Here is a 20,335-nt window from a genome sequence, read left to right as displayed (position 1 = left end):
CAGTCAAAAAACAATCGATATAAATAGCATTAGTTCTGGTAGGACTATGTCATCATACATTCTTTAATGGCAAATATATTAATTTTATATTTATATGCTATAATTTATATCAAAAAATCACATCTGTATACAATTTTATTTGAAACCATAATTTATGAGGCCTGCAAATTAATCAATCGAAAGCTACCGTAATTCTACAATAAGGAAAACGAAAAGACCGAAAAGACTGACACTAATTATATTTCATAATATATGAAAGAGTCCTACCAGAACTCTTACTTTATTCGTATTTCATTAATTTAATACAATATCCCCACAAATAAGAACATTTATTCACACAGTCCACAAAACAGTAAGAAAACAGCAATAATGAAACGGAAAGCACTACCTTTGCAAACACGTAGAATACAGGAGGAAATACCCTCTTTCGACTTAAATTAAAAGGCAAAATGAAAATTGTAATAGATAATACCGTCCCCTATCTGAAGGGAATAGCGGAACCGATCGCAGAGGTGAAATACCTCAACTCAAAAGAATTCACTCCTACAGCTATTCAAGATGCAGATGCCCTGATCGTCCGCAGTATAGATAAATGTACACGCGAACTATTGGAAGGTAGCCGCGTCCGGCTTATCACCACCGCAACCATCGGTTTCGACCATATCGATACAAAATATTGCGACGAAGCCGGTATTACCTGGAAAAATGCCCCGGGCTGTAATGCAATCTCGGTTGCCCAATATGTGCTGGCGTCACTGATCACCATTGCGCTTCGCAGAAAAGAAACACTTCTGGGTAAAACGATCGGAATAGTCGGTGTAGGCCATGTTGGAAAAGAATTGGAGAAACTTTGTACAGCTTATGGATTACATGTTCTACGCAATGACCCTCCCCGTGCTGAGACAGAAGGAGACGAAGGATTCGTCTCTTTAGACACGATTGCAAAAGAGTCGGACATCATCACTTTCCATACTCCTCTTACAAAAGAAGGACGCTTCATGACACGTCATCTGGCCAATGATGATTTCTTTAATAAAACCCGAAAAAAGCCCTGGTTCGTCAATGCATCCAGAGGAGCTGTGCACGATACACCGGCACTTCTTAACGCGTTGAGATCGGGAAAGATCGGCGAGGCTGTTATAGACTGTTGGGAGAATGAACCTGCCATCGACCGCGAACTACTTGACCGGGTAACCATCGCCACCCCGCATATTGCCGGTTTTTCTGCCGATGGTAAAGCAAACGGGACACGTACCTGCCTGGAAAATATCGAACGATTTTTCAATGTAAAAATAGAGAAATTAAAAGAAGTGATGCCTCCTGCGCCCATCGATTCGGCTATCGATCTGGCTGGTGTGACGGAGCATCGTATCGAATATGCGATCTTAAAAAGTTTCGATCCGCTTATTGTAGACAAGTCATTACGGGAAAATCCCGATAAATTTGAATGGCTCCGGGCAAATTACAATCATCCAAGAGAGTTTGCAGCCTATACGGTCTGGAATACGACAAAGGAAGAAAGAATACTCCTGAACAAACTGGGTTTCCGGTAAATAGAAAGGAAAAGATGATGATCTCTTCGCTTTTCGTATATGAACATGATGAAACTTCTTGTCGATGTAACTGCCTGTCGATAATTGTCAACAAGCCTGTCGATAATTATGAGCAAGCTTGCCGACAATTGTGAGCAAGCCTGTCGACAATTATCGACAGGCAAAAACTTTAGTATCGATCACACAACATATAACGATAAAAAGCACTGGACATAAGCATTTTATTCTAATAAAAACAGTAACAAATCCAACAACTCACAGCAATGGCAAAAGACAAGTTATTATCTCCCGGTTTCTGCTATATATTAACAGCAAACTTTTTGCTGTTCTTTGCATTTTACCTGATATTACCTATCCTGCCTTTTTACTTGCAGGAACGGTTTATGACGGATAAATCGATGATCGGATTCATCCTGTCCTGCTATACGATCGCTTGCCTTTGCATCCGACCGTTTTCGGGATATCTACTGGACACTTTTGCCCGGCGGCCGTTATACCTGCTGGCTTATGGTATCTTTATGGTTATTTTTGCAGGATATATGGTTGCCAGCCTACTGAGTATATTTATCGTATTGCGCATCCTCCATGGGTTTGCTTTCGGCATGGTGACGGTTTCCGGTAATACGATCGTGATCGATATCCTGCCTTCTTCCCGACGTGGTGAAGGACTCGGATATTACGGGATGGCGAATAACCTGGCAATGAGTTTCGGACCGATGATCGGGCTGTTTATGCATGAAAGTTTCAATTATGAGGTAATCTTTTCCTGTTCGCTGATCTCCTGTTTCCTCGGATTTATAATGGCTTACCTGGTGAAAACACCTTACAAGCAACCGGTTAAGAAAGAACCTATATCCCTCGACCGCTTTTTCCTGGTAAAAGGTCTTTGGGCCGGAATATCTTTATTGCTCCTTTCCATTCCTTATGGGATGACGACAACCTATGTTGCCATGTATGCCGACGAGATCGGCATTTCGGTACATTCCGGACTTTACTTTACCTTTATGGCAGTCGGACTGGCCGTATCGCGCCTGTTCTCCGGGCGACAGGTAGACAAAGGGCGTATCACGCTGGTTATCATATTGGGAATGTTTCTGGCATGCGCCAGTTTCTTCGCTCTCGCATCACTCGAGACGCTGATGAAATGGAATCCGGTATTCACTTCCTATCTATTTATTGGGATCGCCTTGTCACAGGGAGTCGCTTTCGGCACGATGTTTCCGGCCTTCAACACACTGTTTGTCAATCTTGCTCCCAATAGCCAGCGGGGAACGGCCACATCGACTTACCTCACCAGCTGGGATGTCGGTATCGGTATCGGATTGATGATAGGGGGAAGTATAGCGCAAAGCTTCGGCGGATTCAATCACGCTTATCTTTTCGGGGCTTGCCTCACGGTGTTGTCTACGATCTTCTTTATGGCAAAAGGAGGACCGCATTTCAACAGAAACAAACTGCGGTAAAATCGCGTCAGTCTTTTCTCAGTTGTTCTATATAGTCACACAACTTCTCTATCCCTTTCTCACTTTTTATCTTTTCAGCAACTGCCACTGCATTCTTCTTATAATCAGGGTTATTTACAAGATCAGCCATCTTTTCTTCCAGTTCATCTTCCGAAACTTTAGCGATCTTCACTCTTGCCGGTCCCAATCCCAGGACTTGTACCCGATACGCCCAATAAGGCTGGTCGAGAAGCAAAGGAGTGATCAGTTGAGGGACTCCTGCACGCGCTACACTATGCGTCGTCCCGCTTCCTCCGTGATGGATAACAGCATCGCAATGCGGGAAGATCAGGTGATGAGGGATCGGTTTATGCATCAGGAACAACTGCTCGTTTCCCTGTAAAGAAGCGCCGGTCTTTGCCCAACCGGAACCGACAACCAGCCGGTATTGTTTTCGTTCGCAAATCCGGGCCAACATTCCGCAAAAACGTTCGCGGTCTTTTGTCGTACAACTTCCCAGGGTGAAAAAGAGAACCGGGGTCTGGTCTTTATTGATAAATGCCATCAGTTCACGATAGGCCTCTTCGTCATATTCGAAAGTATCATTAAAACAATATCCGCCGATATTCCAACGGAAACGTTCATCCCAAACCGGATCGGTATGTCCCAGGTACTGACTGTACAACAAAAAATTATCACTGTTTTTTCCGGCATCCTGGCCGAAATTCCGGATCGGAGCCAGACCGTATTTTGCGCGGTTTTTATTAATCGTATCTTTCACCATATAGTTAGAGACACGGTTCATCATCAACCAAAGCAATTTCGGGGTAAATATCGGATTAGGCTTCGGATACGGGAAAGCTGGAGGCGGCATTTTCTCACCGGGAAGGAAAGGAGCAAAAGCAGTCCGGACAAACGGTTTCTTACAATATTCCGCTATTCCTGTCGCAGCAAATTCAGTATTGGCAGCGACAAGGACATCATTCTGTTCCAACAGCGGTATCACCTGTACAAACTGTTTGTCAATCGCATCGCGTGTCCATTCCACGATCCTTTTGAAACTTTGTTTATTCTCGGCTGCATCCGCCATCATCCCGCCAATATTATCGAAATCCTGCAAAACTACTTTTACAGGATATTTTTTAGCCATCTCCTCAAAAACATGGGGTAAATTCATTGTCACTTCATGCCCCCGTTCAACCAGTTCGCGGGCAATAGCCAGGTAGGGTAATACATCACCCTGTGATCCTCTTGTTACAAGCAGTATTTTCATCGATTCAATATTTTATCACGTAGTTTTTCCACGACAGCTCAGATCTCCCTGTCTTCACTGTCATTCAGGACACACTGTTCTTCGACTTCATATCCTTCTTCCACCTTTTTACTTTCTGCTTTCCGTTTAAAAAGCATCCGCACCAAAAAGGCTAAAAAACCTAATAATAGACTCATTAACATAATGAGAACAAAGAACGTACATATAAACATATCCGTCAATGTCTATTTTTCACATTCGATATTCCATTATTAATAATATTACATTGCCACATATTAGCTCACAGCTAGTTATACATCCTAAAACATTCAATTCTTAAGAATAGAATATTGATTCTGAAATATAGCTATTGTTTGGTATAAAGTTATATCGGTACTTTGTAACATCAAAATTAAACAATAAAAAGAAAAGTAAATGAACAAGTATTTATTGCGCAACTTTCTTTATGCCATCTGCATGGTCGCTTTACTAACCGCCTGCGATGATAATGATGATGATGCCGGTTTCGAAATGAACGGAACCTATTCCAACAAGTTGAGCGCACCCGAGGGTGGCGACGCACTGATCCTGACTTACAGTGGACGAGAGTTTATCGGTAAGGATGTCGCTTTCAAGATGATTAACGACAATACAGCAAACATTACCCTACAAGGCGTTCTTCCCGGAGAAACCGCCACTCCACTGGAAAATGTAACCCTGACCACTGAAACCAACGGTTATTCTTTTGCCGGAAACGGAACCGGAACCAATGGGACCACCTTCGCTTATACCGGTAAAGTTGAAAAAGGGAAAATGACCCTGGCCCTAACCGATGTGAAGATCGCATCGAACCAGTTGACAGCGAATAAAACCTGGTATCCGGTACAAACCGGAGTTACCGAAGAGACCGATCCGGTTCAAGGCCCCTACACATGCCGGCATTATGCCTTCCACCTGGTAACAGACAACCTGATACTGGCACAGGCTGCCCCCATGCTCGAAGGTATGGTAGGAAATCTGATCACCTGGTTCATAAACAATGTAACATTCAATCCAGACGGCAATATTACAGCCAGCTATGGAACCATGCCTGAAGGTAAGGCACTTGCCGACCTGCTGAATGCTGCTCCCGACAGAAAAGAAAGCGACTGGATCTCTTCCCCTATCAATCTGGCTTCTTATTATGTAAAAGACGATTCCGAACTTTATATCGTTCCCAATGTAGATATGATCCTTTACCAGATCCAGCAAAATAAAACCAAAGCAGATAGCAGTCTGGACCCGGCTGTTCTTGCAGCCGTTTACCAGCAGCTCAATAAATGGAGCACCACTGGTATTAAAATGACTATCCGTAAAAACTCAGAAGTCCCTTACAATAATATGGGCAGTCTGATCGCTTACAAAGGTGATATTTTCATGTTCCTCGATAAGGAAGAAATAGCAGCATTCATTCCCCTCCTTTCTTTAGTAAAAGGACTTCTTCCCGAAGATATCCTGAACGGACCGATGGGCCCGATGATCGGAACCATACTCGACATGTTGAGCGGAAGCCTGCAACAGGCACAAACACTCGAACTGGGTATGATGCTGACCAAAGAAAAACAGACACTATAACAAATAAAAATGATAGAAATGAAAAAGTTATATGTAATAGCATTCCTACTAACCTTTTTAACAGGGCCTGCTTTCGGGCAAATAATGAAAGGGTACATTTACGATCAGGAAACGAACGAACCGCTGGCCGGTGTCAATATTACTTATAAAAGACTGAGCGGAGAAACAGACGGAACAGTCTCAAATGCCGACGGTTTTTATCAGATCAGCCTGCCGGAAGGTGGCGTAGATTTACTATTCAGCTATATAGGATACGAAAACGAAATGCTCCCGGTAGTAATCAACCGGAACGAGACAAAGACCCGCGACGTACGGATGCGTATCAAAGCGAACTTGCTGGGTGACGTAGTAGTCAGTGCCGGACGTTTCGAACAGAAACTGAGTAACGTAACAGTCTCAATGGATCTACTGAAAGCGGACGATATAGCCAAACAGGCTCCTACCGACCTGAGTTCTACGCTGAACACAATGCCCGGAGTCGATATCAACGACAAACAGCCTTCCATTCGTGGAGGTAACGGCTGGACCTATGGTGTAGGTTCCCGAAGCCTCGTATTGATAGACGGAATGAGTGCCCTGACTTCCGGGACAGGTATTATCAACTGGAACATCGTTCCCCTTGAAAACATCGAACAGGTGGAAGTGATGAAAGGTGCTTCGTCAGTACTTTACGGTTCGTCGGCTTTAAACGGGGTAATCAATATCCGCACCAAACGTCCTAGCCTCACTCCGGTAAGTACCTTGCGTACATATATAGGTATTTATGGCGATCCGGCCAATGAAGACTATCAATGGAGTGACAAATCGTTCTGGAAAGAAGGTAAATATGAAGTAGAGCCTTTCCTTCGCAAAAATGTATTTTCAGGGATCAGAAACCCGATGTATGAAGGGATAGACTTTTCACATGCCCGTCGTATCGGCAACTTCGATGTGTCGGCCGGATTAAATATGTTCACCGATGAAGGTTATAAAGAACAAGGTTACAACAAACGTTTCCGGGCCGGAGGTAATCTGACTTACCATCAGCCGATGACAGACGGCAATCTGGTAAATTACGGTTTCAACGTAAACTATATGAGCGACAAATACGCCGACTTCTTCCTGTGGCGTTCTCCGAAGGAGGCTTACCAGCCCTCTCCTATTGCGAACATGGGACGCGAAGCCAATACATTCTATATCGACCCGTTCTTTAACTTCACAAACCCATCCAACAACACATCGCATAAGATAAAAGGACGTTTTTATTATCGTGGAGATAATATTGCAGACGGCTCGAACAACGGCAAGTCGATCACCGATATCCTGGGTAATATGGGAACAGACGCCAGTGCCATCGCCGGGATCGTCCAGAATGTACAGAACGGTGATTACAGCATGTTCTACCCCTTGATACAGCCGGCTCTTCAAGGTGATATCAACGGACTGGTAAACGGCACGACCAATCTATTGAACGGAATCTTCCCGACAGCAACCACCGCCGATTACTGCGACCTGCTTTCATGGGTGATGAAACGCGGTATCCCCAGCAGCACATCCGACCTGGTGCCCTGGTTATCGAACGCAATCGATCCGAAGTCAGATCCGGTCAGCATCGACAAGAACTATACTTATTATCTGGATTACCAATTCAATAAGAAATGGGATAACGGTACGCAAATCACGGCCGGTGCTACTTACGAACATATGCGCAGTACATCAGTTACCACCGGTAACCATGACAGCGACAATGCCGCCCTGTTCTTCCAGTACGACCAACGCTTTTTCGATCGTCTGAGCGTATCGGCCGGCATGCGTGCGGAATACTATCGCGTCGATGACTTCCTACGTGAATCCGACACAAAGATATTCGGAGCCAAAGTACCTGTAAAACCGATCTTCCGTGCCGGACTGAATTATCAGCTGGCAGACTACAGCTTCATCCGCGCCAGCTTCGGACAAGGCTACCGTTATCCGTCCCTGACAGAGAAATATGCCCGTAAAGACATCGGTGGTGTCGGTGTATTCCCGAATAATGAAGTAAAAGCAGAAAAGGGAGTAAACGCTGAACTGGGTATCAAACAAGGATATAAATTCGGCAATCTGATGGGATTCTTCGACGTTGCCGGTTTCTATACGCAGTATACAGATATGATCGAATTCCGTTTCGGATTCTTTGACCCTAATTCATTTGCATACGCCAATAGTACAAAAGATATACTCGGAATCCTTGCCCAAGGACAGATGCCGGGTATCGGAGCACAGTTCTATAACGTATCGAAAGCCCGTATCTACGGAGCCGAGATCAGTACCAACGGTTTCTATGACTTTAACCCGGATACCCGTCTTTCTTATAACCTCGGTTACGTATACATCGAACCGGAAGATGCAGACTATAAGGAGAAGAACGAACTCGAAGCACAGTATAACGATCCGCTCCGGGCCAAAGAAAAATCTAACGACTCCAAATATCTGAAATACCGCCAGAAACATACCGTTAAAGGAGTGCTCGATTTCCAGTGGAAACGTTTGAATCTCGGAATGAATGTAACCTGGAAGAGTAAAATGCTGGCCGTGGATTACCTGATGGTCGACGAGCGCGAAAAGGATCAACCGGATGTAATGGAATATATCCGCCAGCTTCTTTATGGTAACGTAGACGGCCAGACGCTTAATTCTTACTGGAAAGAAAAGAATACCGACTATTGCGTAGTCGACCTGCGTGCTGGTGTGAAGATCACGAAAGATGTTTCTTTCCAGTTCATGATCAACAACCTGTTCAATAAAGAATACTGCACACGTCCGATGCTGGTATCTGCACCGCGTACGTATGTAATGCAACTAAATATGAATTTTTGACCAAACCACGATGAATCGAAAAGCCCTACTGACACAATGTTCAGTAGGGCTTAATTTTTTAAATTCTTTTCCTGTTATTTTAATATATCCTCTATCACATGCGGATAATGTGCATATTCCAGCGCATGCACTTTTGCAGCCACTTCTTCGGGAGTGTCGGTAGGCAACACTTCACATTTAGCCTGGAAAATAATATCCCCTTCATCATAATTCTCATTAATATAATGTATGGTGATACCCGATTCTTTGTCACCTTCCGCCACTACAGCTTCATGTACATGCATACCATACATACCTTTTCCACCATGTTTCGGCAACAGGGCAGGATGTATATTGATGATCTTTCCCGGATAGGCTTTCAATAAGGCATCCGATATCTTGTTCATAAAACCAGCTAAAACGATCAGATCAACCTGATATTCCGCCAATTTCGCCAGAATCGGAGAACCTTCCACAAATTCCTCACGGGAAAACACGAAAGAAGGAATTCCGAGATTATTGACACGGGCATGCACGCCCACTTTTTTGTTATTCGACAAAACAACCGCCACTTTAACGGTTTCACTTTTAGAGAAATATCGGGCGATATTCTCGGCATTTGTACCCGAGCCGGAGGCAAAAATTGCTACGTTTTTCATATTTTCCTATGTTTTAGTGCACACGAAAAGAAAAAATGTGCAGTTTTCCGCATTTTTAGTGCATTAAATTTGTTTTGTAACATAAAAAATTCTTTTCTTTGCACTGCAAATTTAAAAAGTATATTCGTATTTATTAATCTAAATTGAAAAAGTTATGTCTGAAGTTGCATCTAGAGTAAAGGCTATCATCGTTGATAAATTAAGTGTTGAAGAAACAGAAGTTACAAACGAAGCAAGCTTTACTAATGATTTAGGAGCAGACTCTCTTGACACTGTAGAGTTGATTATGGAATTCGAAAAGGAATTCGGTATTTCAATTCCTGATGATCAGGCAGAAAAGATTACAACAGTAGGCGACGCAGTTGCTTATATCGAAGCTAACGCGAAGTAATCAATCCTTTTAATTAAAGGTATGGAATTAAAAAGAGTTGTAGTAACAGGTCTTGGTGCCATTACTCCTCTTGGTAATACCCTCGCAGAAACATGGGAGGGTATTATCAATGGGAAGAGTGGAGCCGGTCCTATTACGCAGTTTGATGCATCCAAATTCAAGACACAATTTGCATGCGAAGTTAAAGGCTTCGATCCGTTATCAGTAATGGATCGTAAGGAAGCCCGTAAATGTGACCGTTATAGTTTATTTGCAATAAGTGCCGCAAAACAAGCAATCGAAGATGCTGCTATGGACTTGGACAAAGAGGACAAGGACCGTATCGGCGTTATTTTTGCTTCAGGTATCGGCGGTATCAAGACATTTGACGAAGAAGTATTAGGATATGCGAAGATAAAAGATACGATCGGACCGAAATTCAACCCGTTTTTCATCCCAAAGATGATTTCGGATATCGCAGCCGGACATATCTCCATGCTTTATGGATTCCGTGGTCCTAACTTTGCAACAGTGTCGGCTTGTGCCTCTTCTACCAATGCAATCAGCGATGCATACAACTATATCCGTTTGGGTAAAGCTAATGTAATCGTGACAGGTGGTGCGGAAGCAGCTATTGCAGATTCTGGTGTCGGTGGGTTCAACTCAATGAATGCGCTGTCAACCCGTAACGATTCACCCGAAACAGCTTCTCGTCCATTCAGCGCAAGTCGCGACGGTTTCGTCATGGGAGAAGGTGGAGCATGTTTGATCTTGGAAGAGATGGAACACGCTTTGGCACGTGGAGCTAAAATATATGCTGAAATCGCCGGAACAGGAATGTCTGCCGATGCATACCATTTGACTGCCTCTCATCCTGATGGATTAGGAGCAAAGTTAGTGATGCGTAATGCACTGGAAGATGCAGAAATGACTCCGGAAGAGATCGATTATATCAATGTTCACGGAACATCTACTCCGGTAGGAGATATATCAGAAGTAAAAGCGATTAAAGATGTGTTCGGAGATCATGCTTACAAACTGAATATCAGTTCAACGAAGTCAATGACCGGTCATTTATTAGGTGCAGCAGGAGCTATCGAAGCCATGTTATGCATCATGGCAATAAAAGACGGTATCATTCCTCCGACGATCAACCACGCTGATGGCGACGATGATCCTGAAATAGATTATAAACTGAATTTCACATTCAATAAAGCTCAAAAAAGAGAAATACGGGCTGCATTATCCAATACATTTGGATTCGGTGGCCACAATGCTTGTGCTATTGTTAAAAAATTTGTGAAGTAACGTGTTTACACAATTATACAAAAAGATAAGGCTCCTAAAACATAAAAATAAGGAGCCTTATTCTTCTTTATATAAGATACTGGGATTTTACCCCGATAACATCCACGTTTATGAGCAAGCCTTCCTGCATAAATCTTCCTCTATCGAAGACAGCGACGGCAAATGGCTGAATAACGAACGTCTGGAGTTCTTGGGTGATGCCATATTGGATGCCATCGTAGCAGACATTGTATATAAACATTTTCAAAACAAACGGGAAGGTTTCCTGACCAATACCCGTTCAAAGATCGTACAACGCGAGACACTCAACCGCGTGGCTGTTGAGCTGGGACTCGACAAAATGGTCGTTTATTCGGCTAAACTAAGCTCACACAACAATCACATGTATGGTAATGCACTGGAAGCACTGATCGGAGCTATCTACCTGGATCAGGGATATCGCGCCTGTTACCGGTTTATCGACCATGTGATCATCAAACGATACATCGATCTGGATAATATAGCCCGCAAAGAGGTGAACTTCAAATCGAGCCTGATAGAATGGAGCCAGAAGAATAAACTGGAGGTAACATTCGACCTGATAGAATCGTTTTCCGACAATGACGGTAACCCTGTATTCCAGACAGGTGTAACCTTATCCGACATGCAGATCGGCGTCGGTATCGGTTATTCCAAAAAAGAGTCGCAACAGAATGCCGCCAAGATGGCCATCAAGAAACTGCGTACCGATAAAGCCTTTCAGCAGTTCATCTCCGAACTGAAAAAGAAACAGACAGGGGAAAATACTGCCGAGCATGAATTTGAGGATCTACCGGAAGAAGAGCCTTCATCCGAGCAGACTTCCGTAGAACTGCCGACAAACAAAAAAACGGAATGCATTGATGCCACCATCAATGAAGAAGTCCGGTAATTACTTACCGAACGAAATTCCCATTCTTTCTCCCTGAATAATCAGGTCATTTTCCGGAGTGACCAGTTTTAGCTTGCCTGCCACTTCCGACAAGGCAATCGATTCCACTTTGTCCCCTTTCATACATACCATCTGTCCGAATTGGCGGTTTGCGATCAGTTCTGTAGCATGTCCACCCAGACGGGTAGCCAGGTTACGGTCGAACGGAGAAGGGTTGCCGCCGCGCTGGATATAGCCTAAAACCGTATCGCGGCATTCGATACCGGTAGCCGCTTCGATCGTGCGGGTGATATAATCGGACGGACGTTTCTTGTCGGGCGTTTCTACCCCTTCGGCGACAACAACGATAGAATAAGGTTTACCCCGATGGGCACGGTCGAGGATCGTTTCGTTTACCCTGTCCATATCATATCCGAGTTCAGGAAGCAGGATCACATCCGCTCCCCCTGCCATCCCGGCATAGAGGGCGATCCATCCGGCATGATGTCCCATCACCTCTACCACCATCACACGTTTATGTGAACTGGCAGTCGAATGCAGACGGTCGATCGCATCCGTCGCAATATTAACGGCCGTATCGAAACCGAAAGTGATATCCGTACCCCACACGTCATTATCGATCGTCTTCGGAACACCTATTATATTCAGTCCCAGGGCAGACAACATTCCTGCTGTTTTCTGCGTACCGTTTCCACCAATACAGACGAGACAATCTAATCCTAATTCTTCATAATTCTGTATAATAACCTGAGGCTTTTCACTTTCGCCCGAAGCTAGCAGTTTACGGAATGGTTTCTCGCGGGAAGTACCCAGGATTGTCCCGCCCAGATTCAGAATGCCGGAAAGACTACGTTCGTCGAACGATTGAATATCTTTGTTCAGCAGCCCAACAAAACCACTATGGATACCTATTACTTCCATGCCGTAATGCATGATGGCAGTTTTACCTACACCGCGAATCGTAGCGTTTATACCGGGACAATCACCCCCGGAAGAAAGGATACCTATTTTCATTGTTTTGTTAATTATGTATACGACAAAGATATAAATAAAAAGAGAATGCCTACATTTGCAACCTATACAAATAAAAGGAGCATGGATATTTTAACAAATACGATATCACTACTCTTCCGGCATCGGCAGAAAGAAATAGAGAAATACGGGCAAGACACCGACTTGCTCCAACGCAAGCAATTGCGTTCTCTGTTGTCGACCGCACGCAATACCGAATGGGGTCTGACATACGATTACAAAAGTATCCGCAATTACAGCGATTTCTGTGAGCGTGTCCCGCTTCAGACCTACGATGATATCAAGCCTTATGTGACACGGATGATCAATGGAGAAAGGAATATTCTCTGGCCTTCGGTCGTCAAGTGGTACGCTAAAAGCAGCGGTACCACGAACGACAAAAGTAAATTCCTACCTGTCACCCGCGAGGTACTTCACGGTTGTCACTATCAAGGTGGTTTCGACACCGTTTCACTCTATCTCCGGAATAATCCCGAAAGCCACTTCTTCTCTAAAAAAGGACTGATACTCGGAGGAAGCCACAGCCCCTCCCCTCTCAATCAAAATTCTCATTGCGGCGACCTGTCGGCTGTTCTGTTACAGAACCTGAACCCGCTGGTCAACCTCATGCGTGTTCCAGCCAAACGGATCATCCTCATGGACGAATGGGAAAGCAAAATAAAAGCAATCGTCGACAGTACATGGAATAAAGATGTGAACAGTCTTTCCGGCGTTCCTTCCTGGATGCTGGTCCTGATTAAATCGGTTCTGAAAAAGACCGGACGGGAATACCTGAGTGATGTATGGCCCAACCTGGAAATATTCTTCCATGGCGGCATCAGTTTCGAACCTTACCGGGAGCAATATAAATCGTTGATCCCTTCGAATAAGATGCATTATATGGAGACCTACAACGCATCGGAAGGTTTCTTCGGCATACAGGATGACCCGGCAGACCAGAGCCTGTTGATGATGCAGGATTATGGGGTTTTCTACGAGTTCATTCCTATGTCGGAGGTAGGGACTTCCAACCCGACCATCCTGCCGTTGGAAGCTGTAGAAACGGGGAAAAATTATGCAATGGTGATAAGTACTTCCGGTGGATTATGGCGTTATCAGATCGGCGATACGGTTCGTTTTACCTCCCTTTTCCCGCATAAATTCGTTATTTCGGGAAGAACCAAGCATTATATCAATGCCTTCGGAGAAGAGTTGATGGTAGATAATGCCGACAAAGCAATCAGCCGGGTAAGTATCCGAACCGGAGCTAAAGTAAAAGAATATACCGCTGCTCCGCTCTTTATGCTGGATAAAGCCAAAGGCCGTCACCAATGGTTTATCGAGTTTGAAACCATGCCGCCTTCGCTGGAAGAATTCGCATCACTGTTGGACAAGACCTTGCAAGAACTGAATTCCGATTATGAAGCCAAGCGTTATAAAGAAATATCTCTTCAACCCCTCGAAATAACGGTAGCCCACGAAGGCGCTTTCTACGAATGGCTTAAACAGAAGGGTAAGCTGGGTGGTCAACACAAAATACCGCGCCTAAGCAACGACCGGACACACATAGAGGAGTTATTGGCTATTAACGAGCGGTTATCTTAAAACGAATAAGAGAAATAAAGTCCCCCTCCCCGTTCATTGAATGTTGGAGCAATAACCATGTTCTTAGCCGCTTTACGGTTTACCTTGCGCGCAATGGCATTACGGATAGGGAAATAAGTAAGATAAGCTAATTCGACAGAAAGGATACCAAAACCGGCTCCCGCTACCACATCGGCCACCCAATGCCGGTTGTTATACAGCCGTGAGCCGGCTACGAACAACGCTATTGCATATCCTGAATAAGCCAATACGGGACTACTGTCTTTAAACTCTTTATAAGCTATATGTGCCCCCAGGAATGCATTGGCCGTATGGCCGGAAGGAAACGAATAGGGACCTCCGTCAGGACGGGTTTCATTTACCGAATACTTCAGGGCACGGGTCATCACTGCATTCATTCCCTCAGCCATTGTCACCAGGAAGAGCTGATCCACCCAATTATGTTTCTCCTTTCCCATCAGATCGCAAACGAAAACCCAGCCCAGCATTCCCCACTCCAGATAATCGTCCACCCGGATTTTCTTCACATCGCTTTTCCGGGAGAAAAGGTGAAAATCGTTCATACCGTCGATGGCCGTCCCCACCGCTCCGACAGTGATCAGAGACGCAGGAAGGATCAGATGCTTAGGATTGAATTTGTACTCGATAACCGACATCTTCTGCGGCAGGCTATCGGATACCGCCTCGTTCTGTGCCTCCACAGGCGACAAACGGATAATCATCAGAAGGGCAACGATAAGTATGGATATTCTCATTCCTTACAGGCTTAATCTTTTTTATTCAAACCACAAAGAAACAAAAAATAACTTACCTTTGTTTCATTATAGATCGTATTGATCTCCGTTTATAAACAAATTAAAGACATTCATTCCGATGAAAAGAGCAAACAACAGGCCCATGCTGGCTGCCTTTATTTTATGTGCAGGACTACTTTCCGCCTGCGGACAAAAGAAAACTCAACAAGAACCCCAGGAAGAACAGGTAACTGCCGAATTAGTCGGCAACGATAAAGACGAACACGGATGTATTGGTTCAGCAGGTTATACATGGTCGGAAGTACAGCAAAACTGTATCCGTCTTTTCGAATCAGGTACACGTTTGGAAGCAATCGATGGTAAATCGTCCGCTTACCTCGTATTCAGCCCGGACTCATTAAAAGCCGAACTGTTCTTTTCAACCGGAGAACCGAGCGAAGTACTCGACCGCCGTTCACTGCCTGCCGGAGGCTACGCCTGGAATGTAGAAGACGACGATACAAAAAATGTACGTTCCATCGATGGCGTATGGACTATCAGCCAACGCGGAACAGAAATCTACCGCCAGAATAAGACGGAAGCAGACAGCTCGTTAGGAGCCGTGCAAACTCTTACTTACGAAGGTTTACTTCCCTGTGCCGATTGTCCGGGTATCCGTTACGACCTGACTATCCGTAGCAGAGAACATAGTGGAGACGGCACTTTCACCCTTTCACAAACGTACCTGGAAGCGGAAGACGGTAAAGATGCCACATTCGCAACCAACGGTAAACGTCTTACTCTAAAAGGGATACCTGGTGACGATAATGCAACCGTATGGCAACTGGTCTCTGACAATGGGGATGAAGTGATGAACTTCCTCTGCGAAAACGATTCTACGTTAACACTTCTGGGTGAAGACTTTACGAAAGCCGAATCGGAGCTGAATTACAGTATCAAACTGGTCAAAAAGTAGTAAGAAAGCAGGCTAAAATAGCATTCAAACCATTCACCTTTTTGCAAAACCATTCACCCTACATATTGATCGCTAATACTATCTAAATCAAAATATTGACCATCAAAAAGTGAAGGGTGAAAGGTTTTTCTCTAAAAAACCACAGGTAGAGATATCGCAAAATATCAATTTTCAGTTCTCACATCCCGTTTCTCATCAAATCCACCATCAAACTGATTATCTTTGATTTCAGAGTTGATTACACGCTGGAAGAAGAAACGATGTTTGTTCCAGTGGAAAGCCGGATACTGGTTGTTCTGTTTGATTGTATTATTCCGGAAAATCAGTCCGTCTACCGACTTGGCATACAGGATCGGAGCATCGAATGTTTCAAACTCATTATTCTCGATCACGATGTCGCTATGGAAATATTTCTTCTGATCTTTCAGGTTTGGTATTTCGGGGTAGATTGAGATAACGGCATTCGTAAACTGGAACATATTCGTCAATGAGTTGATGAACTTGTTGTTACGGATCAATACATCGTGGCAGGCACCTGTTTCAAACCAACCGTTACAATCGCCACACAGTAGGATTGCCGTACCAGAAGTATGATCGAATACATTGTTTTCAACAACTGTCTTTTTCGGAGTACTGAACAGGGAACCGCGGGCACGGTTATTACGGATCACGTTGTCGGCAAAGTACACTTCAGGTGTCCATTCCAGGTTCTCGATACCAAATGTTCCTGCTTCGCTGATTGCAGGATCGATACTTTCTTCAAAAACGATCTCAAACTGTTTTGCTCCATGTGCACTCGGTTTATCGATCGCTTTAATAGAGGCTACTTTATTCTGGTTACCGATAATTTCCATTGTCTTTGAATCGATAAACTGTACGGCATCACCCGGGAAGCCCCATTCAAAGCCATAACTTTGCGAATGCATATATTCGCCGACCAGCGTTTTGTCGTCCACACGTTTCTGGATTTTTAAATAAGTGCCATGTACGTTGATCGCATCGTCCATCATCCCCTCATACAGACCACCCACAGAAATGATCTTTCCTTTACAACCGGAGAAGTGAGTTGCATCTGCCTGAGTGGTGAAGTAACGCGGATCACTGTCGCCACGAAGACATACGGAGAATTTATTCAACGTAATATTTTCACTCATCTGAGCCAACAGACCCATGCCTTCTGCATAGTGTACCTGGATATTATCCAGTGTCGTATTCGTATCGTAAGAAACAAAAATGCCCGGTGTAGGACGGCCGTAACCACGCATAGCAACAACTGTTCCGGGGATCAATTTCTTATTTTTCCATTTAGTAGACTTGATCACACGGGGAGACAACTCTGTTACACCCTGAGCTCCTACACTGATATCACTGGTGGTATAAACCAGACGTTTGGTATCGCCTTCAAAGGCAATTCCCCACCGGGGTGAGTGTTCCCAACCTTCACCCTTAGCTACAAATGCACTGTCGCGTATTTCATACTGAACCCAGGGAGCCACTTCGTAAGTAATCGCTCCGGCTACCGTATCGTTTTCCAGCACTTTCACCTGGCTGATATGCGGGTTTTCGAAGTCGATACTGAAGTTCTTCAGTGTACAGTTTTCCGAACTTATCAGCGAAACAGGCAACATACGGCCATGGAATATCAATTCCGAGCCTTGTCCGTCGAAGACAATATTCTTCATGTTCTCGAAAGGAAGTCCTACCAATTTCGGATTATCCTGATCGTGGTTGGAGATAAAATACTCTTTTTGTGCAGCTCCTTCTGGATAGAAATCATAACGTCCTTTGGGTAAAACGATCCGGATCGTATCATCCGATGTGTGAGAAGCGGCGATCTGTTCCAATGCTTTTGCCATAAGCGGGGAAGCATTCTCCTTAGTATCAGGAACAAGACCGAAATTCGATAAATCGTACGGATTCTTTGTTTGTGCACAGGAACACAACAGCACAAAACAAAGTAAAGTACTAAAAACAGCAATTGAGTTTTTCATATTATTTATTATCTAGTTATTAACCGGACAAATATACAAATTCTTTGCAACCTAGTTGCACTCCATTCTGTCTACCTTTGTATCAGTAAACGAATAAAACAGGTAAAGATATGGGACATTCTTGTAGTTGTAATTCTAATTGCCACGCTCATTCTCAGGAGAAACATCACATTTCCCCCTACCTGCTTCCGGCTATTTCTTTCGTCATGTTATTGGCCGGGATCTATATGCAGCAAACTGAAGCGGAAATGTTCAGGAAAGAATTGGTAAGGTTCATCTGGTATCTATTGGCTTATCTGCCAGTCGGACTACCCGTAATGAAGGAAGCGATAGAGAGTATGCGGGAAAAAGATGTTTTCAGTGAATTCACACTTATGTGTATTGCCACACTCGGAGCTTTCTATATCGGTGAATATCCGGAAGGGGTTGCCGTTATGCTATTCTACTCCATCGGCGAGATCTTCCAGGATAATGCGGTAGCTAAAGCCCGCAAAAATATCAGTGCCCTGCTCGATGTAAGGCCTGAAACGGCAACGGTCATCCGCAATAACAAACAGATTACCCTTGCTCCTACAGAAGTTCTTCCCGGAGAAATCATTGAAGTGAAAGCGGGAGAAAGAGTTCCTCTTGACGGGAAGTTATTAAGTGAGGTTGCCGCATTCAATACAGCCGCCCTTACCGGAGAAAGTATGCCGCGTAATATTCACCGGGATGAAGAGGTTTTGGCTGGTATGATCGTAACTGACAAAGTGATTCGGATAGAAGTGACAAAACCGTATAACCAAAGTGCGTTGGCACGCATTCTCGAACTGGTACAGAATGCATCGGAACGAAAAGCTCCGGCGGAACTGTTCATCCGGAAATTTGCACGTATTTATACGCCGATCGTAACCGGACTGGCTTTCCTGATCGTCTTACTTCCTTATTTATATTCATTGATACAACCAGATTTCCTGTTCATTTTCAACGACTGGTTGTACCGGGCACTCGTATTTTTGGTTATTTCCTGCCCTTGTGCACTGGTTATCAGTATCCCATTGGGCTACTTCGGTGGGATCGGGGCTGCTTCACGGCAAGGAATCTTATTTAAAGGGGGCAACTATCTGGATGCCATCACCAAAATCAATACAGTCGTATTCGATAAGACCGGGACATTGACCAAAGGGATATTCGAGGTACAATCCTTATCTGCCGCCGATCATATATCGGAAAAGGAACTGCTCCGCGTCGTCGCCTCCGTCGAAAGCCGTAGCAATCATCCGATCGCCAAGGCGATCCTGGCTTATGCCCGGGAACAACAAACGGGAATCGACACAAACATCGATACAACCGAACTGGCGGGCTACGGGTTAAAAGCCGTAATTGACGGAAAAGAAGTGCTAGTAGGCAACACCCGCTTGCTGGATTCGGAAGAAATTATATTTCATTCGAATGAAAATGAAATTTCTTCCGAGAGAAACTTACTTTTCTCCCGGTTGAACGAAATTCCCGAAACAGTCGTAGTTTGTGCCATCGACGGACAGTATGCCGGTTACATCCTCCTGGCCGATACACCCAAAGAGGATGCCGCAACAGCTATCAAACGATTAAAAGAATTAAATATTAATAACCTGGAGATATTATCCGGAGATAAACAAATAATTGTTTCTAAATTAGCTAGCCGTTTGGGGATCCCGCATGCATACGGCGATCTTCTTCCGGAAGGCAAAGTCGCTCACCTGGAAGAACTGAAACGGAATCCGGAGAACCGGATAGCCTTTGTGGGCGACGGAATCAACGACGCTCCGGTGCTTGCCCTGAGCGACATAGGCATTGCAATGGGTGGATTGGGAAGCGATGCGGCAATAGAGACGGCAGACGTAGTGATACAAACCGACCAGCCCAGCAAAGTAGCTACGGCGATCCGTATCGGTCAGTTCACACGTAATATCGTATGGCAGAACATTGCGTTGGCATTCGGCGTCAAACTGATTGTATTGATCCTGGGAGCCGGAGGTGTAGCAACCATGTGGGAGGCTGTTTTTGCAGATGTCGGTGTCGCTCTATTGGCCATCCTTAATGCCGTAAGAATTTTAAAGACTAATAAACAGGATTGA

16 protein-coding genes are annotated in these 20,335 nt (G+C 44.5%); 10 read left to right on the top strand and 6 right to left on the bottom strand.

Annotated features, from left to right (window positions below; all coding sequences use genetic code 11):
* The first annotated feature begins 449 nt into the window (after positions 1–449).
* Both pdxB and BQ7394_RS24695 read left to right on the top strand, forming a co-directional pair.
* Entirely contained in the window at positions 450–1,553 is a 1,104-nt protein-coding gene (pdxB, locus tag BQ7394_RS24700; RefSeq protein WP_075559820.1) for a 4-phosphoerythronate dehydrogenase PdxB, read from the top strand.
* A gap of 263 nt (positions 1,554–1,816) precedes the next feature.
* On the top strand, positions 1,817–3,016 hold the full coding sequence (locus BQ7394_RS24695; protein WP_075559819.1) for an MFS transporter: 1,200 nt from the start codon (positions 1,817–1,819) through the stop codon (positions 3,014–3,016).
* Positions 3,017–3,023: 7 nt separating this feature from the next.
* Here the strand turns inward: BQ7394_RS24695 and BQ7394_RS24690 are convergent, their stop codons facing one another.
* Together BQ7394_RS24690 and BQ7394_RS26045 are read right to left on the bottom strand one after the other, a co-directional pair.
* Positions 3,024–4,268 (bottom strand): glycosyltransferase, encoded by a 1,245-nt coding sequence (locus tag BQ7394_RS24690; protein WP_075559818.1) that lies wholly within the window; start codon positions 4,266–4,268, stop codon positions 3,024–3,026.
* A 38-nt stretch (positions 4,269–4,306) separates the two neighbouring features.
* Complete coding sequence (locus BQ7394_RS26045; protein WP_167369469.1) at positions 4,307–4,444, bottom strand: hypothetical protein; 138 nt, start codon at positions 4,442–4,444, stop codon at positions 4,307–4,309.
* Between the two features lie 238 nt (positions 4,445–4,682).
* On the opposite strand from BQ7394_RS26045, the gene BQ7394_RS24685 reads away from it, so the two are divergent.
* Positions 4,683–5,861, top strand: a complete 1,179-nt coding sequence (locus BQ7394_RS24685; RefSeq protein WP_075559817.1) for a DUF4925 domain-containing protein — start codon at positions 4,683–4,685, stop codon at positions 5,859–5,861.
* A gap of 18 nt (positions 5,862–5,879) precedes the next feature.
* Positions 5,880–8,696 (top strand): TonB-dependent receptor, encoded by a 2,817-nt coding sequence (locus BQ7394_RS24680; protein WP_075560236.1) that lies wholly within the window; start codon positions 5,880–5,882, stop codon positions 8,694–8,696.
* 74 nt (positions 8,697–8,770) lie between these two features.
* Here BQ7394_RS24680 and purN read toward each other — a convergent pair whose 3' ends face one another.
* Complete coding sequence (gene purN / locus BQ7394_RS24675) at positions 8,771–9,334, bottom strand: phosphoribosylglycinamide formyltransferase (protein ID WP_075559816.1); 564 nt, start codon at positions 9,332–9,334, stop codon at positions 8,771–8,773.
* A 154-nt stretch (positions 9,335–9,488) separates the two neighbouring features.
* Between purN and BQ7394_RS24670 the strand changes: the two genes are divergently transcribed.
* From BQ7394_RS24670 to rnc, 3 genes are read left to right on the top strand one after another with little or no spacing between them, the layout of a single operon-like run.
* The gene (locus BQ7394_RS24670) at positions 9,489–9,725 is read left to right on the top strand and encodes an acyl carrier protein (protein ID WP_009860668.1); all 237 of its coding nucleotides are present in this window, start codon (positions 9,489–9,491) and stop codon (positions 9,723–9,725) included.
* 21 nt (positions 9,726–9,746) lie between these two features.
* Positions 9,747–11,012, top strand: a complete 1,266-nt coding sequence (fabF, locus tag BQ7394_RS24665; RefSeq protein WP_075559815.1) for a beta-ketoacyl-ACP synthase II — start codon at positions 9,747–9,749, stop codon at positions 11,010–11,012.
* Position 11,013: 1 nt separating this feature from the next.
* Entirely contained in the window at positions 11,014–11,922 is a 909-nt protein-coding gene (rnc, locus tag BQ7394_RS24660) for a ribonuclease III (RefSeq protein WP_075559814.1), read from the top strand.
* Here rnc and BQ7394_RS24655 read toward each other — a convergent pair whose 3' ends face one another.
* Positions 11,923–12,936: an ATP-dependent 6-phosphofructokinase gene (locus BQ7394_RS24655; RefSeq protein ID WP_075559813.1), complete on the bottom strand. Its 1,014-nt coding sequence runs from the start codon at positions 12,934–12,936 to the stop codon at positions 11,923–11,925. It abuts the gene before it with no gap.
* A gap of 81 nt (positions 12,937–13,017) precedes the next feature.
* On the opposite strand from BQ7394_RS24655, the gene BQ7394_RS24650 reads away from it, so the two are divergent.
* On the top strand, positions 13,018–14,538 hold the full coding sequence (locus BQ7394_RS24650; protein WP_075560235.1) for a GH3 auxin-responsive promoter family protein: 1,521 nt from the start codon (positions 13,018–13,020) through the stop codon (positions 14,536–14,538).
* Here the strand turns inward: BQ7394_RS24650 and BQ7394_RS24645 are convergent.
* Complete coding sequence (locus BQ7394_RS24645; protein ID WP_235848851.1) at positions 14,535–15,260, bottom strand: phosphatase PAP2 family protein; 726 nt, start codon at positions 15,258–15,260, stop codon at positions 14,535–14,537. The genes BQ7394_RS24650 and BQ7394_RS24645 overlap by 4 nt on opposite strands.
* A 151-nt stretch (positions 15,261–15,411) precedes the next feature.
* On the opposite strand from BQ7394_RS24645, the gene BQ7394_RS24640 reads away from it, so the two are divergent.
* Positions 15,412–16,248 (top strand): copper resistance protein NlpE, encoded by an 837-nt coding sequence (locus BQ7394_RS24640; RefSeq protein WP_075559811.1) that lies wholly within the window; start codon positions 15,412–15,414, stop codon positions 16,246–16,248.
* 164 nt (positions 16,249–16,412) lie between these two features.
* Here the strand turns inward: BQ7394_RS24640 and BQ7394_RS24635 are convergent, their stop codons facing one another.
* Entirely contained in the window at positions 16,413–18,239 is a 1,827-nt protein-coding gene (locus tag BQ7394_RS24635) for an alpha-1,3-galactosidase-related protein (RefSeq protein ID WP_075559810.1), read from the bottom strand.
* Between the two features lie 110 nt (positions 18,240–18,349).
* On the opposite strand from BQ7394_RS24635, the gene BQ7394_RS24630 reads away from it, so the two are divergent.
* Entirely contained in the window at positions 18,350–20,335 is a 1,986-nt protein-coding gene (locus BQ7394_RS24630; RefSeq protein ID WP_075559809.1) for a heavy metal translocating P-type ATPase, read from the top strand.

Origin of the sequence: Parabacteroides timonensis (genome assembly GCF_900128505.1) — a bacterium.
Taxonomy (GTDB): domain Bacteria; phylum Bacteroidota; class Bacteroidia; order Bacteroidales; family Tannerellaceae; genus Parabacteroides; species Parabacteroides timonensis.
The sequence above is the reverse complement of the archived record's forward strand: the minus strand, read 5'-3'. Positions and strand labels throughout refer to the sequence as shown.

Excerpts from the sequence above, each read along its gene's own strand:
- pdxB (WP_075559820.1), top strand. The coding sequence starts at position 450 with ATGAAAATTGTAATAGATAATACCGTCCCCTATCTGAAGGGAATAGCG.
- BQ7394_RS24635 (WP_075559810.1), bottom strand. The coding sequence starts at position 18,239 with ATGAAAAACTCAATTGCTGTTTTTAGTACTTTACTTTGTTTTGTGCTG.
- BQ7394_RS24640 (WP_075559811.1), top strand. The coding sequence starts at position 15,412 with ATGAAAAGAGCAAACAACAGGCCCATGCTGGCTGCCTTTATTTTATGT.
- BQ7394_RS24630 (WP_075559809.1), top strand. The coding sequence starts at position 18,350 with ATGGGACATTCTTGTAGTTGTAATTCTAATTGCCACGCTCATTCTCAG.
- BQ7394_RS24655 (WP_075559813.1), bottom strand. The coding sequence starts at position 12,936 with ATGAAAATAGGTATCCTTTCTTCCGGGGGTGATTGTCCCGGTATAAAC.
- BQ7394_RS24690 (WP_075559818.1), bottom strand. The coding sequence starts at position 4,268 with ATGAAAATACTGCTTGTAACAAGAGGATCACAGGGTGATGTATTACCC.
- BQ7394_RS24685 (WP_075559817.1), top strand. The coding sequence starts at position 4,683 with ATGAACAAGTATTTATTGCGCAACTTTCTTTATGCCATCTGCATGGTC.
- BQ7394_RS24650 (WP_075560235.1), top strand. The coding sequence starts at position 13,018 with ATGGATATTTTAACAAATACGATATCACTACTCTTCCGGCATCGGCAG.
- BQ7394_RS24670 (WP_009860668.1), top strand. The coding sequence starts at position 9,489 with ATGTCTGAAGTTGCATCTAGAGTAAAGGCTATCATCGTTGATAAATTA.
- BQ7394_RS24680 (WP_075560236.1), top strand. The coding sequence starts at position 5,880 with ATGAAAAAGTTATATGTAATAGCATTCCTACTAACCTTTTTAACAGGG.
- BQ7394_RS24695 (WP_075559819.1), top strand. The coding sequence starts at position 1,817 with ATGGCAAAAGACAAGTTATTATCTCCCGGTTTCTGCTATATATTAACA.
- BQ7394_RS24645 (WP_235848851.1), bottom strand. The coding sequence starts at position 15,260 with ATGATTATCCGTTTGTCGCCTGTGGAGGCACAGAACGAGGCGGTATCC.
- fabF (WP_075559815.1), top strand. The coding sequence starts at position 9,747 with ATGGAATTAAAAAGAGTTGTAGTAACAGGTCTTGGTGCCATTACTCCT.
- BQ7394_RS26045 (WP_167369469.1), bottom strand. The coding sequence starts at position 4,444 with ATGAGTCTATTATTAGGTTTTTTAGCCTTTTTGGTGCGGATGCTTTTT.
- purN (WP_075559816.1), bottom strand. The coding sequence starts at position 9,334 with ATGAAAAACGTAGCAATTTTTGCCTCCGGCTCGGGTACAAATGCCGAG.